At 61.8% G+C, this 17,901-nt stretch carries 19 protein-coding genes; 11 read left to right on the top strand and 8 right to left on the bottom strand.

The genetic code is table 11. From position 1 onward, the window contains the following. Positions 1–8: 8 nt before the first annotated feature. The 3 genes from ACR0EZ_RS02195 to ACR0EZ_RS02185 are packed head-to-tail and all read right to left on the bottom strand — an operon-like array spanning position 9 to position 2,238. Positions 9–488 carry a DUF6505 family protein gene (locus ACR0EZ_RS02195; protein WP_480610291.1) on the bottom strand — a complete coding sequence of 160 codons (480 nt, stop codon included), beginning with the start codon at positions 486–488 and terminating at the stop codon, positions 9–11. Beyond that, complete coding sequence (locus ACR0EZ_RS02190; RefSeq protein WP_480610289.1) at positions 488–1,180, bottom strand: biotin/lipoate--protein ligase family protein; 693 nt, start codon at positions 1,178–1,180, stop codon at positions 488–490. The genes ACR0EZ_RS02195 and ACR0EZ_RS02190 overlap by 1 nt, the downstream gene beginning before the upstream one ends. After that, positions 1,177–2,238, bottom strand: coding sequence for an Mrp/NBP35 family ATP-binding protein (locus tag ACR0EZ_RS02185; protein ID WP_480610287.1), 1,062 nt, complete (start codon positions 2,236–2,238; stop codon positions 1,177–1,179). Before ACR0EZ_RS02185 ends, ACR0EZ_RS02190 begins: the two co-directional genes overlap by 4 nt. A gap of 108 nt (positions 2,239–2,346) precedes the next feature. On the opposite strand from ACR0EZ_RS02185, the gene ACR0EZ_RS02180 reads away from it, so the two are divergent. Continuing rightward, complete coding sequence (locus ACR0EZ_RS02180; RefSeq protein WP_480610285.1) at positions 2,347–3,075, top strand: hypothetical protein; 729 nt, start codon at positions 2,347–2,349, stop codon at positions 3,073–3,075. On the opposite strand, the gene ACR0EZ_RS02175 is transcribed toward ACR0EZ_RS02180, so the two are convergent. Next, entirely contained in the window at positions 3,069–5,018 is a 1,950-nt protein-coding gene (locus ACR0EZ_RS02175) for a 4Fe-4S binding protein (RefSeq protein WP_480610284.1), read from the bottom strand. The genes ACR0EZ_RS02180 and ACR0EZ_RS02175 overlap by 7 nt on opposite strands. A 230-nt stretch (positions 5,019–5,248) precedes the next feature. Here ACR0EZ_RS02175 and ACR0EZ_RS02170 point away from each other — a divergent pair, with 230 nt between their 5' ends. From ACR0EZ_RS02170 to ACR0EZ_RS02125, 10 genes are all read left to right on the top strand, one after another. Continuing rightward, positions 5,249–5,803: a DUF3305 domain-containing protein gene (locus ACR0EZ_RS02170; protein ID WP_480610282.1), complete on the top strand. Its 555-nt coding sequence runs from the start codon at positions 5,249–5,251 to the stop codon at positions 5,801–5,803. Then, positions 5,800–6,366, top strand: a complete 567-nt coding sequence (locus ACR0EZ_RS02165; RefSeq protein ID WP_480610280.1) for a DUF3306 domain-containing protein — start codon at positions 5,800–5,802, stop codon at positions 6,364–6,366. The genes ACR0EZ_RS02170 and ACR0EZ_RS02165 overlap by 4 nt, the downstream gene beginning before the upstream one ends. Before the next feature lie 4 nt (positions 6,367–6,370). Next, a complete protein-coding gene (locus ACR0EZ_RS02160) occupies positions 6,371–6,982 on the top strand; it encodes a TorD/DmsD family molecular chaperone (RefSeq protein ID WP_480610278.1) in 612 nt (203 codons plus the stop codon). 59 nt (positions 6,983–7,041) lie between these two features. Continuing rightward, entirely contained in the window at positions 7,042–7,230 is a 189-nt protein-coding gene (locus ACR0EZ_RS02155) for a ubiquinol-cytochrome c reductase iron-sulfur subunit N-terminal domain-containing protein (protein WP_039535039.1), read from the top strand. A 128-nt stretch (positions 7,231–7,358) separates the two neighbouring features. Beyond that, positions 7,359–10,253 carry a formate dehydrogenase subunit alpha gene (locus ACR0EZ_RS02150; RefSeq protein WP_480610276.1) on the top strand — a complete coding sequence of 965 codons (2,895 nt, stop codon included), beginning with the start codon at positions 7,359–7,361 and terminating at the stop codon, positions 10,251–10,253. An 11-nt stretch (positions 10,254–10,264) separates the two neighbouring features. Next, on the top strand, positions 10,265–10,858 hold the full coding sequence (gene fdh3B / locus ACR0EZ_RS02145) for a formate dehydrogenase FDH3 subunit beta (RefSeq protein ID WP_010439472.1): 594 nt from the start codon (positions 10,265–10,267) through the stop codon (positions 10,856–10,858). Between the two features lie 75 nt (positions 10,859–10,933). Beyond that, positions 10,934–12,136 (top strand): formate dehydrogenase subunit gamma, encoded by a 1,203-nt coding sequence (locus tag ACR0EZ_RS02140; RefSeq protein ID WP_480610275.1) that lies wholly within the window; start codon positions 10,934–10,936, stop codon positions 12,134–12,136. Further along, positions 12,137–13,399 (top strand): c-type cytochrome, encoded by a 1,263-nt coding sequence (locus ACR0EZ_RS02135; protein WP_480610274.1) that lies wholly within the window; start codon positions 12,137–12,139, stop codon positions 13,397–13,399. Between the two features lie 13 nt (positions 13,400–13,412). Further along, positions 13,413–13,538 (top strand): hypothetical protein, encoded by a 126-nt coding sequence (locus ACR0EZ_RS02130; protein ID WP_480610272.1) that lies wholly within the window; start codon positions 13,413–13,415, stop codon positions 13,536–13,538. Beyond that, positions 13,539–14,411: a substrate-binding domain-containing protein gene (locus tag ACR0EZ_RS02125; RefSeq protein WP_480610270.1), complete on the top strand. Its 873-nt coding sequence runs from the start codon at positions 13,539–13,541 to the stop codon at positions 14,409–14,411. Positions 14,412–14,465: 54 nt separating this feature from the next. On the opposite strand, the gene ACR0EZ_RS02120 is transcribed toward ACR0EZ_RS02125, so the two are convergent. The 4 genes from ACR0EZ_RS02120 to ACR0EZ_RS02105 form a co-directional block, all read right to left on the bottom strand. Continuing rightward, positions 14,466–15,281, bottom strand: a complete 816-nt coding sequence (locus tag ACR0EZ_RS02120; RefSeq protein ID WP_480610268.1) for an ABC transporter substrate-binding protein — start codon at positions 15,279–15,281, stop codon at positions 14,466–14,468. A 20-nt stretch (positions 15,282–15,301) separates the two neighbouring features. After that, complete coding sequence (locus tag ACR0EZ_RS02115) at positions 15,302–16,036, bottom strand: ATP-binding cassette domain-containing protein (RefSeq protein WP_480610267.1); 735 nt, start codon at positions 16,034–16,036, stop codon at positions 15,302–15,304. Continuing rightward, entirely contained in the window at positions 16,029–16,742 is a 714-nt protein-coding gene (locus ACR0EZ_RS02110) for an ABC transporter permease (RefSeq protein WP_480610265.1), read from the bottom strand. The genes ACR0EZ_RS02115 and ACR0EZ_RS02110 overlap by 8 nt, the downstream gene beginning before the upstream one ends. Positions 16,743–16,901: 159 nt before the next feature. Continuing rightward, on the bottom strand, positions 16,902–17,897 hold the full coding sequence (locus ACR0EZ_RS02105; RefSeq protein ID WP_480610263.1) for an ABC transporter substrate-binding protein: 996 nt from the start codon (positions 17,895–17,897) through the stop codon (positions 16,902–16,904). Between the last annotated feature and the right edge of the window lie 4 nt (positions 17,898–17,901).

The following is a 17,901-nucleotide window of genomic DNA, read 5'->3' as shown; positions in this document are numbered from 1 at the left end:
AGCCGGGCTCATTCGTCCAGCGACCCATGCACGGCCAGAGCCTCAAGCTCGGCCTCTTGCGGGGTGATGACACGAAATGCTTCGTGCACCCCTGCATCAGACAACTCGCGGGCGACGGTCAGCAGTGTGTTGGGCCCATGCTCTTCGCATAGCTCTGACATATGATCGATTTCGGCTTGGGCCACGTCCAGCGCGGCCTCAAGGGAAGGCGCGCCGTAGAGTTGCACGAAATGTTCCGCCAGATTGCGCGCGACCTGATCCCGTTCCGCAGGTTCGATCTGCGTCACGGCAACAAATGTCACGCGGCCAAAGGTTTCTAACCCCAGCCATCCATTGGCAAAAGCCTGACGTGCTTTGCCTTCAAGATCGCCCTCACCCCAGTTCGAAAACTCGAATCCGCCCGAGATGCACCATTCGCCGGTACGCGCCGGAGAATGAAAGACGTTCATGTCGCTTTCGTCGAAATGGATTGCACGGGCCAGTTTCATCAGGCGGTCTCCAACAATTGCGTCAACGGGCGCAGATGGGTGTCCGCGCCGTCGCGGATCAGCATGCCAAAGCGTTCGTCTGTGCCAAGGAATACTCCGCCGTCCACCGGTTCTCCGACCCCGCGCAGCAGACCCATCCATTCGGCGTGCAGCGGCGCGTTGCCGTCCTCTTGCCACCGGTTGAGCCATGTCAGCATGTGGCGCGACCAGCTTTCGACCAACTGGGTTGGCGAAACGTCGGCGCATCCCTCATCATAGAGCGCGGTCACGTCAGGCGTTTCCCCCGGCGCGTCGCTGGTTTGCAGCAAGGCCAGTTCCCATCCGACAACCAGCCAATCGGGCTGATCCCCGGGCGCATGGGTCGAAGCGGCCACGTGAAACGAACCGCATTTGGCACCGTTCACGCAAATCAGCCCGTCCCAGCCCAGATGCACGGCGACTTCGGGCGGGGCCAGCGCCCCCAGCGCGTTCTGAAAGCCCACGGCGCAGAGCGGCAGCATCGCCATTGCGTCTTGCAACGCAACCTCGGGCGCGAACACGATGGCGACGCGCAGGCGGTCGGCCTGAATGTTGTAGATCACCGTTCCTGCATCGCAACCAAGCGTTGCCACGGCCTGCGCGCGTTCAAACGGGTCTTCCCCACCCTTTACGGGTTGCCCTGACAGCAGCGGGGGAAAGACCGGCTCGGTCATGCTTTGCCTTTGGCGATCATGTCCCGCGCGATTTTTCGGAAGGCCTCGGCCTGCGGGCTGTCCGGCTTGCTGACCACAATGGGTGCGCCCCCGTCCGCCGCAACGCGGATGTCCAGATGCAGCGGGATTTCACCCAGCAATGGCACGCCCATGGCCTCGGCCTCGGACGCGACGCCGCCGTGGCCGAACACATGCTCCTCGTGCCCGCAATTCGAACAGATATGGGTGGACATGTTCTCGATCATCCCGACGATGGGGGTCTTGAGCTGGTTGAACATGTCGATCCCCTTGCGGGCATCGATCAGCGCCACATCCTGCGGGGTGGAGACAACGATTGCGCCGTCCACCTGAAACTTCTGGCTCAGCGTCAATTGCACATCGCCGGTGCCCGGCGGCAGGTCGACGATCAGCACGTCCAGCGCCCCCCATTGCACCTGGCTCATCATCTGTTGCAGCGCGCCCATCAGCATCGGCCCGCGCCAGACAACGGCCTGCCCTTCATTGGTCATCAGCCCCATCGACATCATGGTGACACCGTGATTGCGCAGCGGCAGAATAGTCTTTCCATCGGGGCTGGCCGGTCGGCCCGAGACGCCCAGCATGCGGGGTTGCGACGGGCCATAAACATCCGCGTCCAGCAGACCCACGCGGCGACCCTCAGCCGCCAGCGCACAGGCGAGGTTGGCCGAAACCGTAGACTTACCCACGCCCCCCTTGCCCGAGGCAACCGCAATGATCCGGTCCACCCCCGGCACCGCCTGCGGCCCGGTTTGCGAGGGCTTCGGCTTGGGCTTCAAATCCGGCGGGGCCTTGTCTGAATGCGCGGTCAACATGGCCGAAACCTTGGCGACCCCATCCACCATCTGTGCCGCCTTTTCAGCGGTCTCGCGCACCGGTTCCATCTTCTCGGCGTGTTTCGGATCGATCTCCAGCACGAACCGCACGGTGTCGCCTTCGACGTTCAGCGCGCGTACGACACCGGCGCTGACAATGTCCTGACCGGAAACCGGGTCGGTGATCTTTTTCAGGTTCGCAAGAACCGCGTCACGGACAGTCATGCCTTTGCCTCATTGATTTGCCCAACCGCGTGGCTGCCATTCATTGCATGTGTCTCCGTCTCATTCTGTTCATTTGACGCATCCCGCACTGCGCCGTTAGGCTGCGGCATGCGCGTTGTCCTCTTGTGCCTGAGCCTGACGCTCACCGCCACCCCCTCTTGGTCGCAGGAGGCCATTGGCCTTGCCGCCCCGGCCGAGGTATCAGACACGGGCCTGTTGCAACATATTCTTCCGCGCTTCTCACTCAAGACCGGGATACGCGTGATTGCGGACGAAACCGGTGTCATGACCTTGACAACCACCCCGCCGGGTGAGCCGGTTTTTGCCCGAGGCGATACGGTTTTCTTCCTGCAAACCGAAGAGAACGCCCGCCAGACCCGGTTCCGCGACTGGCTGTTGTCTGACATCGGCAAACGCACGGTCGAAAGCTTCGCCCCACCTGACGGTGCCCCGTTCAGCGCCACGTTCGAAATCGCGGCAGCGGTTGATGACTCCGCCGTGGACGGCGACACGGTGCTGGGCGAAGAACTGTCGATGACCCATTGCGGGCGCTGCCATGTCATTGGGCCGAAGAACCGGATGAACGGTCTTGGCTCGACCCCGTCTTTCGCCGTGCTGCGATCCCTGCCCGACTGGTCCGAACGGTTCGAGGCTTTCTTTGCCCTCAACCCCCACCCCGCCTTCACGCAAATCGACGGGGTGACGCCGCCTTTCGACCCCACGCGCCCCTCGCCCATAGTTCCGGTCGAAATGACGCTGGACGATCTCGAGGCGATCCTCGCCTTCGTCTCGGTCATCAACGCAGCCGACCTTGGCGCGCCGCTGAAGCATCAGTGATCCTTCCGTTTTGAGAAATAGTCATCCGTGGTCACAACACGCGGCTTCGGGTTTGACTGGAACGGGTTGTCCTTCTGCTGGAACTGCGCGTTCACCCGGCAATTGTCGCACATCTGGATCATCCGCGCCTTGTCCGAGGTGGCAAACATCGGATGCGTGCCCGACAGCTTGTCCATAATGCGCTCGACCGTGGATTTCACCCCGAACAACGCGCCGCATTCGACGCAGGCAAAGGGTTCTTCCTCGTTCAGAACTTGTTGGGACAAAGCCGCGTCGCTCAGGTCAAGCTGCGGAACCAGCGTGATCGCGTTTTCGGGGCAGATGCCGCGACACAGGCCGCATTGCAGGCAGGCATCTTGCTGGAAGTTCAGTTGCGGTTTGTCCGGGTTGTCGATCAGCGCGCCAGAGGGGCAGAGCGACACACAGCTGAGACAAAGGGTGCAGGCGTCGGTGTCCACGGCAACCGCCCCATACGGCGCGTTTTCCGGCAGGGGCAAAGGCGTATCGAGGCCCGGGTTCAGCGACTGCGCCGCAAGGCGGGCGATCTGCCTGCGGTTGCCCAGTGGCAGAACCGGATCGGCCAAAGGCGCGGAAACTTCCTGTGAATACAGAAGATCGGACAAGGCGTCGGGATCGCTCTGATCAATCAGCCCCAACCCGGCCTTGGGCGCGATTGCCTGCGCCAAAGCAAGTTCCGATTTCAGCGCATCCCGCTCGGTTGTCGGGGCCAGCAGGATATCGACTCGCGCAAAGCCATGCGCCAGCGCGGCCAGCATCTCGGCATGGCCGAACCCGGAAATCACGGATAGCTCCAATGGAATGACATCCGCAGGCACGCCCCGCCCAAAGCGGGCGGAAAGCCGGATCATCTCGGCCCCGAAGGCATCATGCACCAACAGTCGGGGCGCAGTGCCCCCGGCGCGACGATAAGTGCGCGCCAGAATATGGAGCCGGGACAGAAGGGCCGAAACCGGCGGGTCTTCGTATGTGATCGCGGTCGAGGGGCACAGGGCAGAACATTCACCGCAACCAGCGCAGATCATCGGATCGATGGTGACATGCTCACCCGCGGGCGTTATCGCCCCTGTCGGACAGATATCCAGACAGTTCGTGCAGGCCACCTGTTCGGCGCGGGAATGCGCGCACAGGGTTTCCTCCAACCTCACGTAAAGCGGCTTTTCGAAAGTGCCCACAAGCTGCGCCGCGTCAAAGGCCAGCCGTTCAATCGTAACGGTGTCTTTCGGATCGGCGCGCAAATACCCCTCGCGCTTGGCGGGGGCCTGAACGAACGGCGATCTTCCGGCCAGATCGATGACGATATCGCAGGCCGAGCGCGCGCCGTCGCGCGGTTCCGACCACCTGAATTCTCCGCGCCCGCCGGGTTCGAGCTGTTGCAGCGCATCCAGTTTCAGGGAAAAGCCACCCAGCGCACCGTTCAGGGATTTCACCCGCCCGCGAATGGCATCGAACGCGCGCGAGACCGGCTGCGCCTTGTCCGTCACCAGCACCGTCACGGCCAGCGTTTCCGACAAGCGTTCGGCCAATGGGAAAGCGACCTCGCCCGCTCCGACGATGAAACACGTGCCCTCGCTTATGACATCCACGCTTGAGGTGACGGGCTGCGGCACCATCGCCTCGGCGGTCAGCGCCGCCATCTTGGCGGTGGCGTTCCGGCCCTGATCGGACCAGCCCGCCCGGTCGCGCAGATCGACAAAGCCCGGCGTCTCAACGCCCATATCCTCGGCCAAATCCCGAAACACCGCCTGTTCCTGCCCGCAGGCTATCAGCGCCGCGCCGCCATCCTTCAAATGCTCTGCCGCAGCGCCCAGTTCTTTGGTGCAGAGCGCGGTATGCACCTTGGAACATTCAACATCGCAAGCTGCAGCGATCCCGTCGGCGCCCACGGCTTGCGACCCTGCGCAATCACAGAGCAGTAGTTTCATGCAAATTCCTCCCCAACATCCCCACCACTTTAGGCCGCAGCGGGGCGGAGGCAATGTAAACCCGCAAAAAAAGGACAGAGTTGCTGTCTCACGGTTCGTCCGCGTCGTTAACAGCATAAACAAACGGTGATGAGCCCCGTTTCCGATCAATACAGGCTTGGCAGGTGACAGTTTTGTGTACCATAGTAGACCTTGGGGAAGGCAGGGGAGAGCCTTCCGGGGAGGAGTACGTGGCCAAGGCCGCAAACCAGACAGAGATGCCGGTTGGCGTCATCGTGCGCAAAACCCCCGGGGTGACCCGGTGGGCGAAGTGGAACTGGCGCGCCGTTGCAGCCCTTCCCGGCGCAGGTCCGGCGGACTGGGTTGAACTGCGCCGCGAAGGCGACGCGGTTGAATACCACGCCGCCACCCTGCCCCTGAAACTCTGGTCGGATGAGACCGAGGCGTATATGGCCAACCTGTCGGACGGGCAGCCCTCGGTCTACCTTGTGATGCGCAACGAGCCCAGCGGCGACCATCCCCTGACGGCGGTTCTGATCACGGCCTCACCTTACGAGGGTCAGGATTATGCCGATACGGGCGAAGAGATCGTCGAAAAGATACCGATGACCGAAGGGCTGATCGCCTGGGTTCGCGATTTCACCCTGCAGCATCACCAGGACGAGGTTTTCGTCAAACGCCGCCGCGACAAGAAACGCACCGATCTGGTCGAGGACGGTAAGGGGGATGCGCGTATCCGGCAGACCTCGGACGTGTATCGCGCACCTCGGAGGGCCGTGCATTGACCGAAGCGCGCGATTTCTGGTCCCGTCGCAAGGCGGCGGTGCAGGCTGAAGACCAGGCCGAACGGACCGCCGTGGAGGAACAGGCCCTCGCAGATCAGCGCGCCGAACTGGAAGAAAAGTCTGACGCCGAGATACTGGCCGAGTTCAACCTTCCCGACCCGGACGACCTGCAACCCGGCGATGACGTATCAGGTTTCATGGCCAAAGCGGTACCCGACCGGCTGCGCCGCCGCGCGCTGCGGCGGTTGTGGCGGCTGAACCCGGTGCTGGCCAATGTCGATGGGCTGGTGGATTACGGCGAGGACTATACCGACGCGGCCTGCGTGATCGAAAACCTTCAGACCGCCTATCAGGTCGGCAAAGGCATGCTGGCGCATGTCGAAGCTCTGGCCGCGGATGAGGACATTGGCGAAGAGGAAGAAGACGCAGCCCCCGAGCCTATGATCGCCGACGAAGAACCGCAGGACACCCCCGTTCCGGTCGATGTGGCGCAGGTCGATGACACCGAAGATGCGGACCTGCCGCCCGCCCCGCGTCGCATGACATTCGAGTTCGAAGGATAACGCAATGACCGCAAGCGAAGCGCAACAGATGGATGTCTCGGCCGAGGATCGCCTGCGCGCGGATTTCTACAACTTTCTGGGTCTGATACTGTCAGCCCCGCCGGATCAGATGCTGTTGGATCAGGTCTCGGGCCTGAGCGGTGACGACACCGATCTTGGGCAAGCCATACAAGCCATGGCGCGGGTGGCCAAAGTCACCAAACCCGCCGCCGCCGAGCGCGAGTTCAACGCGCTGTTCATCGGTCTGGGGCGGGGCGAGTTGCTGCCATATGCCAGTTTCTACCTGACCGGATTCCTGAACGAAAAGCCCTTGGCGCAGTTGCGCAACGATATGGCGTCACGGGGCATTACCCGCGCGCAGAACGTGTTCGAACCCGAAGACAACATCGCCTCGCTGATGGAGATGATGGCGGGCATGATCGTCGGCCGGTTTGGCACGCCAGCCTCGCTGGACGATCAAAAAGCGTTCTGGAACAAGCATATCGGCCCGTGGGCCGTGCATTTCTATTCGGATTTGGAAGCCGCTGAAAACTCGGTTCTCTATGCCTCGGTCGGCACCGCTGGCCGGACCTTCATGGAGATCGAGCGTGAGGCCTTCCGAATGACGGCAGCCTAGGCTGCCACTCGCCAGCGCCGAAATCGGCGCTATGTCGCAAATGGGAAAGGAGGACTCCCATGAGCAAGACCAAGGAAGAAGGCGCAACCCGCCGCGACTTCCTGAAACTGGCCGGAACCGCAGCGCCCGCTGCCGTTGCCGCCGCCAGCCTGACCGGAAAAGCCGAAGCAGCCGAGCTGCCAACGGATGAAACCCGGATGCAGGACACCGCGCATACCCGCGCCTACATCGAAAGCACGCGCTTTTGAGCCACGATGAAAGCACCCGGCTCTAACCGGACGCTTTCCCCCCGACTGACGGTTGCGATTGGCCCTGACGTCGGCACCAAGAGTACCAAGCCAGCCGTGGCTTACACGGCGCGCAAGGGAGGAAACCAATGCTTAGGAAAAAGACCAACGGGGTTGCGAAACGCCCCCAGCGGACAAGTATCCTGTCCCAGGTCGGCGAAAAAACCGTCGATCGCCGCGCATTTCTGCGTGGCTCGGGCCTGACGATCGGCGGCCTTGCCGCAATCAGCGCCACGGGTGGAACCGTGACGCCTGCCAGCGCCCAGACAGCGGCCAATCAGGCCGTCGAAAACATCAAATCCGTATGCACCCATTGCTCGGTCGGCTGTACCGTCGTCGCCGAAGTGCAGAACGGCGTCTGGATCGGGCAGGAACCCGGTTGGGACAGCCCGTTCAATCTGGGGGCACACTGCGCCAAGGGGGCCTCGGTCCGCGAGCATGCCCATGGCGAACGCCGCCTGAAATATCCGATGAAAAAGGAAGGCGGCGAGTGGAAGCGCATCAGCTGGGAAGAGGCGATCAACGAGATCGGCGACGGCATGATGAACATCCGCGAAGAATCCGGGCCGGACAGCGTGTACTGGCTGGGTTCTGCGAAACACAACAACGAACAGGCCTATCTGTTCCGCAAGTTCGCCGCATATTGGGGCACGAACAACGTGGACCATCAGGCGCGTATCTGCCACTCGACCACCGTTGCGGGCGTTGCGAATACATGGGGCTACGGCGCCATGACCAATTCGTATAACGACATCCACAACTCGCGGGCCATCTTCATCATCGGCGGCAACCCGGCCGAGGCGCACCCCGTCTCGCTGCTGCACGTTCTGCGCGCGAAAGAGCAGAACAACGCCCCGCTTATCGTCTGCGACCCGCGCTTTACGCGCACGGCGGCGCATGCGGATGAATATGTGCGGTTCCGCCCCGGCACGGACGTCGCTTTGATCTGGGGTATCCTGTGGCACATCTTCGACAACGGCTGGGAGGACAAAGAGTTCATCCGCACCCGTGTCTGGGGCATGGACCAGATCCGTGAAGAAGTTGCCAAGTGGAACCCGGATGAGGTCGAGCGCGTCACCGGCACTCCCGGCTCGCAGCTTAAGCGCGTTGCGCGGACCATGGCCAACAACCGCCCGGGCACCGTGATATGGTGCATGGGTGGGACGCAGCACACCAATGGTAACAACAACACCCGTGCCTATTGCGTGTTGCAGCTGGCGCTTGGCAATATGGGCACTTCGGGGGGTGGCACCAACATCTTCCGCGGCCATGACAACGTGCAGGGCGCGACGGACCTTGGCGTTCTGTCCCACACCCTGCCCGGCTACTATGGCCTGTCGAAGGGTGCGTGGGGTCACTGGGCGCGTGTCTGGGGTGAGGAACCCGAATGGCTCGCCGGTCAGTTCGCAACGATCAAGGACAAGGACGGCAAGGACAAACCGCTTCAGAACGAACGCGGCATCCCGGTGTCCCGCTGGATCGACGGTGTTCTGGAAGACCCGGCCAACATGGATCAGGACAACAACGTCCGCGCCATGGTTCTGTGGGGCCACGCGCCCAACTCTCAGACCCGGATGACGGAAATGAAGACGGCGATGGAAAAGCTGGACATGCTGGTCGTGATCGACCCGTATCCCACCGTTTCCGCCGTTCTGCATGACCGTACTGATGGCGTCTACCTGCTGCCCGCCTGTACGCAGTTCGAAACCCGTGGCTCGGTCACGGCGTCGAACCGGTCGCTACAATGGCGCGACAAAGTGGTAGAACCACTGTTCGAAAGCCTGCCGGACGAGGTCATCATGGCCAAGTTCGCCAACAAGTTTGGCTGGGCGGATCGGTTGTTCCGCAATATCGAGATGGACGATCCGGAAACCCCCAATGTTGAAAGCATCACACGTGAGTTCAACGCGGGTCTCTGGACCATCGGATATACCGGTCAGTCGCCAGAGCGTTTGAAAAGCCATATGGCCAACCAGCACACGTTCGACAGGACCACGCTGCAAGCCATTGGTGGACCCAACGACGGCGAATATTACGGTCTGCCGTGGCCCTGCTGGGGAACACCGGAGATGGGTCATACGGGGACACCGAACCTCTATGACATGTCCAAACCGGTGGCCGAAGGTGGCCTGACCTTCCGCGCGCGCTTTGGCGTGGAACGCGATGGCGACAATCTGCTGGCCGAAGGCGTCTATAGCGTTGGATCGGAAATTCAGGATGGATACCCTGAATTCACGATGCAAATGCTGATGGATCTTGGCTGGGACGGTGATCTGACGGCTGAGGAACGCGCAGCCATCGACGCCGTTGCGGGACCAGAGACCAACTGGAAAACCGACCTGTCCGGCGGCATCCAGCGGGTCGCGATCGAGCATGGCTGTGCGCCCTTCGGGAACGCCAAAGCCCGCGCGGTTGTCTGGACCTTCCCGGATCCGATCCCACTGCATCGCGAGCCGCTTTACACAAACCGGCGCGATCTGGTCGAGGACTATCCGACCTATGAAGACCGTCAGGCCTATCGCCTGCCCACCCTTTATGCTTCGATCCAGAAGAACGACTTTTCAAAGGATTACCCGATAATCCTAACGTCAGGTCGTCTGGTCGAATATGAAGGCGGCGGGGATGAGACACGGTCGAACCCGTGGCTGGCCGAGCTGCAGCAGGACATGTTCGTCGAGATCAATCCGCGCGACGCCAACAACCTTGGTATTCGCGACGGATCGCAGGTCTGGGTCGAAGGTCCCGAGGGCGGCAAGGTCAAGGTGATGGCGATGCTGACCAACAGGGTCGGTGCCGGCGTTGCCTTCATGCCGTTCCACTTTGGCGGCCATTTCCAGGGCGAGGACCAGCGGCACAAATACCCCGCCGGGGCCGACCCCTATGTGCTGGGTGAAAGTACCAACACCGCCCAGACCTATGGCTATGATTCAGTGACCCAGATGCAAGAGACCAAAGCGACTCTCTGCAAAATCTGGGCAGCGTAAGGAGGACGATAATGGCTAGAGCAAAGTTTCTCTGCGACGCTGAACGCTGCATCGAATGCAACGCCTGCGTGACCGCGTGCAAGAACGAGCACGAGGTGCCCTGGGGCATCAACCGCCGCAGGGTGGTGACGATCAATGACGGCAACCCGGGCGAACGCTCGATCTCGGTGGCCTGTATGCATTGCTCGGATGCGCCCTGCATGGCGGTGTGCCCGGTCGACTGCTTCTATCAGAACGAAGAAGGGGTCGTCCTGCATTCCAAGGACCTGTGCATCGGTTGCGGCTATTGCTTCTACGCGTGCCCGTTCGGCGCGCCGCAATACCCGCAGGCGGGCAATTTCGGATCGCGTGGCAAGATGGACAAATGTACCTTCTGCGCCGGCGGCCCCGAGGAGACGCACTCGACCGCAGAGTTCGCCAAATACGGTCGCAACCGGATCGCCGAGGGCAAACTGCCCATCTGCGCCGAGATGTGTTCCACCAAGGCCCTGCTTGCTGGAGACGGCGACGTTGTGTCCGCCGTTTACCGCGAACGCGTCGTGGCGCGCGGTTTCGGTTCGGGCGCCTGGGGTTGGGGCACGGCCTACGACCAGAAAGACGGCTAAGAAACCGTCTGTGTGAACCAAACAGGCGACCCGCATCCGTGGGTCGCCTGACAGGGAATTTTGACCGAGGTTCAGATGTTCCGCTTACTCATCGCATTTCTGCTTGCCTTGGGGGTTGCTCAAGCCACCTTGGCCCAAACGGCGGATGACACATCCTCCGCACCGGACCGTGCCGAGACCGGCGGGGCAACGACGCTAGAGGATATCCTCGCCCGGCAACGCGGCGAGCAGGTCGATAACACGTTCCGTTCCGAAAACACCGGTCAGGGTAATGTGGAAGGCCTGCTTGGCCAGTTCGGCACGCGCGGTGTCGCCTCGGACAGCGATGTGTATCGCGCGCTTCGATATGGCTCGGCAGATGTCACTGTTTCGTCGCGCGGACCGGCTGACAGTGTGCTGATACAGGATGGCGGCATGTGGTGGCTGAACTTCCGCACCGGCCCGCTGCGCGAATACGGAACGTATATTCTGGGCGGCATGATTGCCATCATCGTGCTGTTCTTCCTGATCCGAGGAAAGATCAGGATTGATGGCGAGAAAACCGGCCGGACGGTGACGCGGTTCAACAGCTTCGAGCGGTTCGGCCACTGGCTTTTCGCCGGGTCCTTTCTGGTTCTTGGTATCACCGGGCTGCTCACGCTTTATGGCCGCGATTTTCTGATCCCTGTGTTCGGCAAAGAAGGGTTCGCGACCATCGCGCAGGCCTGCAAATGGCTGCACAACAATCTGGCCTGGGCCTTCATGCTGGGGCTGATCATCGTCACGGTGAACTGGATCGCCCATAACATCCCGAACCGGACCGACCTCAGATGGCTGGCCGCTGGCGGCGGTCTCTTCACCAAAGGCAGCCACCCGCCCGCCAGAAAATTCAACGCGGGACAGAAGGTCATCTTTTGGGCCTGCATCCTTCTGGGCATATCAATCAGCCTGTCGGGCCTGTCGCTGCTGTTCCCGTTCGAGCTGCCGATGTTTGCCAAGACCTTCCAGATCGCCAATGCAACCGGCCTGCCGCAGATGCTGGGCCTGAACCTGCCCGTGCAGATGTCGCCGCAGGAAGAAATGCAATATGCACAGGTCTGGCACGTGATGGTCGCCTATGTCTTCATCGCCATCATCATCGCGCATATCTACCTCGGCTCGGTCGGGATGGAGGGCGCGTTTGACGCCATGGGCACCGGTGAAGTCGAAGAGCAATGGGCGCGCGAGCATCACTCGCTGTGGCTGGAAGACGTTCAGGACAAAGAGGCCAGCAAAGGGGCGGCCTCGCCCGCCGAATAGATGCGGGGACTGGCGCTGGCGCTGGCCCTTTTGCCCCTGCCTGCAGGGGCCGAGTTCTTTACGCTCAAGGGTCATGGCGGGCCGATCATGGGGATCGCGACCGCGCCGGACGGGCGTATCGCCACCGCAAGCTTCGACAATTCGGTGGGCCTGTGGACCGAACAGGTGCCGGAATGGCTGGAGGGGCACGAGGCCGCAGTCAACTCGGTCGCGTTCAACGGAACCGCCGTTTATTCGGCGGGTGACGATTTCACGTTGCGCCGCTGGCCGGGTGGCGAGATCGTTGGGCGGCATCAGGGCAAGATCGTCAGTCTGGCCGCATCAAAAACCCACATCGCAACAGCAAGCTGGGACGGGACTATTGGCCTCTGGCCTGTGGACGGTTCCCAACCCATGATAATTGGCCCCACCGGCAGCGGCGTGAATTCCGTGGTGTTTTCACCGGATGGAACGCAGCTCTACTCGGCGGGCATGGATGGGTCACTGCGCATCTGGCATGTAGCGAGCGGCGAGGAAAAAACCCGACTGGTCGAACATGGGTTCGGCATCAACGAACTGGTGTTGAACCCGCAGGACAACTGGATCGGCTACGGCGCCGTTGATGGCGTGACGCGAATTCTGGACCTGACAACCGGGGAAGAGCGCGATTTCACCCTGGGCCGCCGCCCGATCCTTGCGCTGGCCCTCAGCCCGGATCGCAGCCTGCTGGCTGTCGGGGACGGCGAAGGGTATATCATGGTGATCGACACGGCTGAATGGCGCATCTCTCAGGATTTCCGCGCCACGCTGCGCGGGCCTGTCTGGGCGCTGGCATTCTCGACCGACGGCAGCAACATCCATGCGGGCGGCATTGACGAAGCAATGTACAGCTGGCCTGTCAGCGCCCTGTCCGATGCGGAAAAGATGGCAGCGTCGGAACCGGCATTCCTTAAAGACCCCGATGAGATGGAGAACGGCGAACGTCAGTTCGCCCGGAAATGTTCGATCTGCCACAGCCTGACACCCGACGGTGAACGACGCGCCGGGCCGACCCTGCACGGCATCTTTGGTCGCCCCGCCGGAACGCTGCCGGGGTATTTATACTCGGATACGCTGCAAGACTCTGATATCATTTGGAATGAAGAGACGATAAATGCCCTTTTCGACGAAGGGCCCGACCACTACATTCCGGGATCGAAGATGCCGATGCAACGCATAGCGCAAGCGCAGGACAGAACCGATCTGATCGCCTTTCTGCGCCGCGCAACGGCCGACCAGAACTGAACCGGAGGAGATTATGAAAGCCTTTCTCGCCGCCGTCGCCGCGATGGTCGTCATCACAGTTGCCGCGCCCTATGCGCTGGATCAGATCGGGTTCAGCGCGGCGGATGCGGGGGCGGGTTCAGCCGTGCGTCTGGATTGAATGTCCGAATACCTGACCACCCGCGAACTGGCCGACCTGCTGCGCATTGGTGAGCGCAAGGCCTATGATCTCGCCTCGTCAGGCGAGGTTCCCTGCGTCCGCGCCATGGGTAAACTGCTGTTCCCGCGGGCCGAGGTCATTGCCTGGCTCAACGCCTCACGCTCGGGCCCGCAGGTGGCAGAACCGCCCCTGCCCCCGATTGTTGCCGGCAGCCACGATCCCCTGCTCGACTGGGCACTGCGGGAAAGCGGCTCGGGCCTTGCCACATATTATGACGGCTCCTTCGACGGTCTAAGCCGCCTCGCCGACCGCAGCGCACAGGCCGCGGCGCTGCATATCCACGAAGAGGACGGGTTCAATACAGGCGCTCTGCGCGACGCGCTGGGTGAGGCCCCGGTTGTCCTGTATGAAATCGCGCAACGAGAGCGTGGTTTGCTTCTGGCCCCCGGCGTTTCGGACATCGCGGGGTTCGGCGACCTCAAAGGCCGCCACGTGATCCTTCGCCAAAACAGCGCCGCCAGCCAGCGCCTGTTCGATGCACAGCTCATGGCGCATGGCCTGGCACGAGACGACCTCGACACCCTGCCCACCTGCGCGCGCACCGAAGAAGAGCTTGCAATCGCCCTGCACGATTCCAAAGCCGAAGTGGGCTTTGGGCTAGGCGCGCTGGCCGGGCTGTACAACCTCGGCTTCACACCAACCCATTCCGAACGGCTGGACCTCGCCATCTGGCGGCGCGCCTATTTCGACACACCGATGCAGAAGCTTCTGACCTTCATGCGGTCGGAACCCTTCGCTAGGCGGGCAGCCGAATTCGGCGGGTACAACCTGTCAAACCTCGGGCAGGTTCATCACAACGGTGCCAGCGGCTGACGCGCTTCATCTTTTCCCAAATACTCTCGCCGAAGGCATTGGCCGCAGGCCAATTCACCGCGCATTCGGAAAGAACACCTGTTGCCCGTCCAGCTTATAGGCCTCAATGGCTGCCTGCCCGTCCGGCCCCGTCAGCCAGTCGATAAACCGCCGCCCGGCATTGGTCCGCACGCGGGGATGCTTTTCCGGGTTCACCAGAATTACGCCATATTGGTTGAACAAACGCGGATCACCCTCGACCAGAACCCCAAGATTGCCCCTGTTCCCAAAGGACAGCCAGGTCGCCCGGTCGGTCAGCGTATAGGCCCCCATGCCACTGGCAACATTCAGCGTCGCCCCCATGCCCGAGCCGGTTTCCCGATACCAAGTGCCCGAGACCCCGGTCGGATCAAGGCCGGTCGCAGCCCAATGGCCCATCTCGGCCTTGTGGGTTCCGCTGTCGTCTCCGCGCGAAACAAATGGGGCCTCGGATGCCTCGATCGCCGCAAAGGCCGCCAGAATATCGTCACCGCCCTTAATTCCGGCGGGGTCGGATTTCGGACCGACAAGAATGAAATCGTTGTACATCAGGTCTTTGCGCTCGACGCCCCAGCCATCTGCCACGAACTGCTCTTCCGCAGGCTTGGCATGCACAAGCAGAACGTCCCCGTCCCCGTTGATCGCATTTCGGATCGCCTGACCTGTGCCGACCGCGACGACACGGACGTCAATTCCCGTCTCCGCCTCGAACCCCGGCAGGATGAAATCAAACAGGCCTGAATTCTGGGTCGAGGTCGTGGATTGCACCACGATAAAGGGCTCTTCCGCCACCGCCGGGGCAGCTGTTAACCCAAGCGTTATCAACGCCGCCCGAATGAGATTTCGCAACATCCAACTCTCCGTTTGGTTTGTCAGGTCACCAGCCCGCCTGCCAGATAGCGGCGCGATGCCTCGGCTGTGGGGACGTCCAGCACCTGTTTGGCCGGACCGTGTTCCACGACATGCCCGCCATGCATCATGACCACATCCGCTGCCAGCCGCCGCGCCTGTCCGATGTCATGGGTCACCATCACGATCCGCACCCCGCGGGCCGAGGCGCGCAGGATCATCCGTTCGATCATCTGCGTGGCACTGGGGTCCAGCGCGCTGGTGGGCTCGTCAAGGAACAGCGTCTCGGGGTTCAGGGCAAGCGCACGCAGGATTGCCAGCCTTTGCGCCTCACCACCCGACAAGGATCGCGCGGCTTGGCGAGACTTGTCCTCCAGCCCACCCTCAGCCAGCAACTCGGCAATCCGCGCTTTGCGCGTGGCGCGGTTCAACCGCTGCCGTTTCAGCACAAAGTCCAGATTGCTTGCCACCGACCGGCGCAGCAATACCGGTTGCTGGAACACCATGGCCTGCCGGGCCTTGTGATCGGCGTTCAGGGGAACGTCCCCCTGCACAACCTGCCCTTCATCCGGCGTAATGAGCCCGTGCAGGCACCGCAGCAACAGGCTTTTGCCCGCGCCGTTCGGCCCAAGGATCAGGGTTGGCCCCGGCCCGTCCAGTGTCAGACTGGGCACATCCAGCAGCGCCTTGCCCTTGCGCCGAATCCGCAGACGCCTGACCTGCAGACAATTGGCTGCTTCGCAGACCAGATCACGCATGGCGCAACCCCTCCTGCTCGGCCCGCAGGCTCAGCGCGCTGACCATCGCGTTCACGGCGATGGCGATACCGATCAGGATCGCGCCCAATGCCAGCGCCAGCGCCAGATTGCCCTTCGAGGTCTCAAGCGCGATGGTCGTGGTCATCACCCGCGTTACGTGGTTGATATTGCCGCCGACGATGATCACCGCGCCGACCTCGGCAATGGCGCGCCCAAACCCCGCCAGCAACGCCGTGACCAGCGCCAGCCGCGCGTCCCACAAAAGCACCGGAACCGACGCCAACCGGGACACGCCCAGCGAACGCAGCTGTTCCGAATACTCCTCGGCCAGCATTTCGACCACCTGCCGGGTCAGCGCCGCGACGATGGGCGTGACCAGCACCACCTGCGCGATGATCATCGCGGTGGGCGTATAGAGCAGTTCCAGAACCCCCAAAGGCCCGGATCGCGACAGCATCAGATAAACCAGCAGGCCGACAACGACCGGAGGGAACCCCATCAGCGCGTTCATCAGCACGATCAGCATCCGACGCCCGGGAAACCGCGCGACCGCCAAAGCGGCACCAACCGGCATGCCGATCAGCGCCGAAATTAGCACCGCGAACACCGAAACCCGCAGGGACAACAGCACAATCCCCCACAACTCTGCATCCCCGTCAAGGATCAGAGAGAGGGCGCCACTGAATTCTGATGCAAATCCCTGCATAATCTTCCTGTTTCACGCCGAATGGTATCAAAAAGCGTTGTTTTACAGGAAAATACTAGGCCATTTGGCTGCCAAGTACAGACACAAATCCGACATCAGAAACAAGAAACGCGGCCCCAAACGGGACCGCGCCAATGCCAGTGCATATGATCGCCTGGATCAGTTCAACGCAGCATCGGTGATTTGATGCGTCCACGCGCCCTCTGGCTGTGTGGTGATTGCCGGGTTTTCAGTCGAAACGGCAGACAGAAGCGTCTGAACTGTCTGATCATAGTCGGCCGGGTCCAGAGTGCCGTTGGACCCCGCGATCAGCTTGGCAACTTCACCCATCATATAGACCTGATGATCCAGTTCCTGCGCGCCCGTCTCGTCAAATTCCAGCACGATTTCAGCCGCCTCTTCCTGATGCTCGGCGGCGTATTGCCAACCTTTCATCGAGGCGCGAACGAATCGGACCATTTTGTCAGCGAACTCCGGATCCTGCAGGTTTTCTTCCAGCACATACAGGCCGTCTTCCAACATGCCGAAACCCATCTGCAGGTAGTTGAACGTCACCAGTTCTTCCGGCGCAATTCCCGCCTGCAAAATCTGCCGGTATTCGTTGTAGGTCATGGTCGAAATGCAATCCGCCTGCCCCTGAATCAGCGGATCGGCCGAAAACGCCTGTTTCAGAACCGTGACCCCGTTTTCATCCGCGCCATCGGTTTCGATCCCCAAAGACGCCATCCAGGCATAGAACGGGTATTCGTTGCCAAAGAACCAGACCCCCATTGTGCGCCCCGGAAAATCCTCGGGCGATTCAACGCCGGTCGATTTCAGGCAGTTCACCTGCAACCCGCCGGTTTTGAAGGGCTGCGCGATGTTGACCAGCGGCACCCCGCGCTCCCGCGCCGCCAGACCGGCGGCCATCCATGTGGTGATGACATCCGCACCACCCCCGGCGATGACCTGCTCGGGCGCGATGTCGGGGCCGCCGGGTTTGATTGTCACGTCCAGCCCTTCTTCGTCGTAGAATCCCTTGGCTTCGGCCACAAAATACCCTGCAAACTGCGCCTGACCGACCCATTTCAACTGCAGTGTCACCTCATCTGCCGCCAGAACCGAACTGGCCGCCAGGCCAAAGGCTGCGACCGCCCCGCTGAGTAATTTATTCATCTTC

The sequence above is a fragment of the Ruegeria sp. AK4 genome (genome assembly GCF_056541025.1).
Note: the sequence above shows the minus strand (reverse complement) of the source record. Positions and strands in the feature narration are given on the sequence as shown.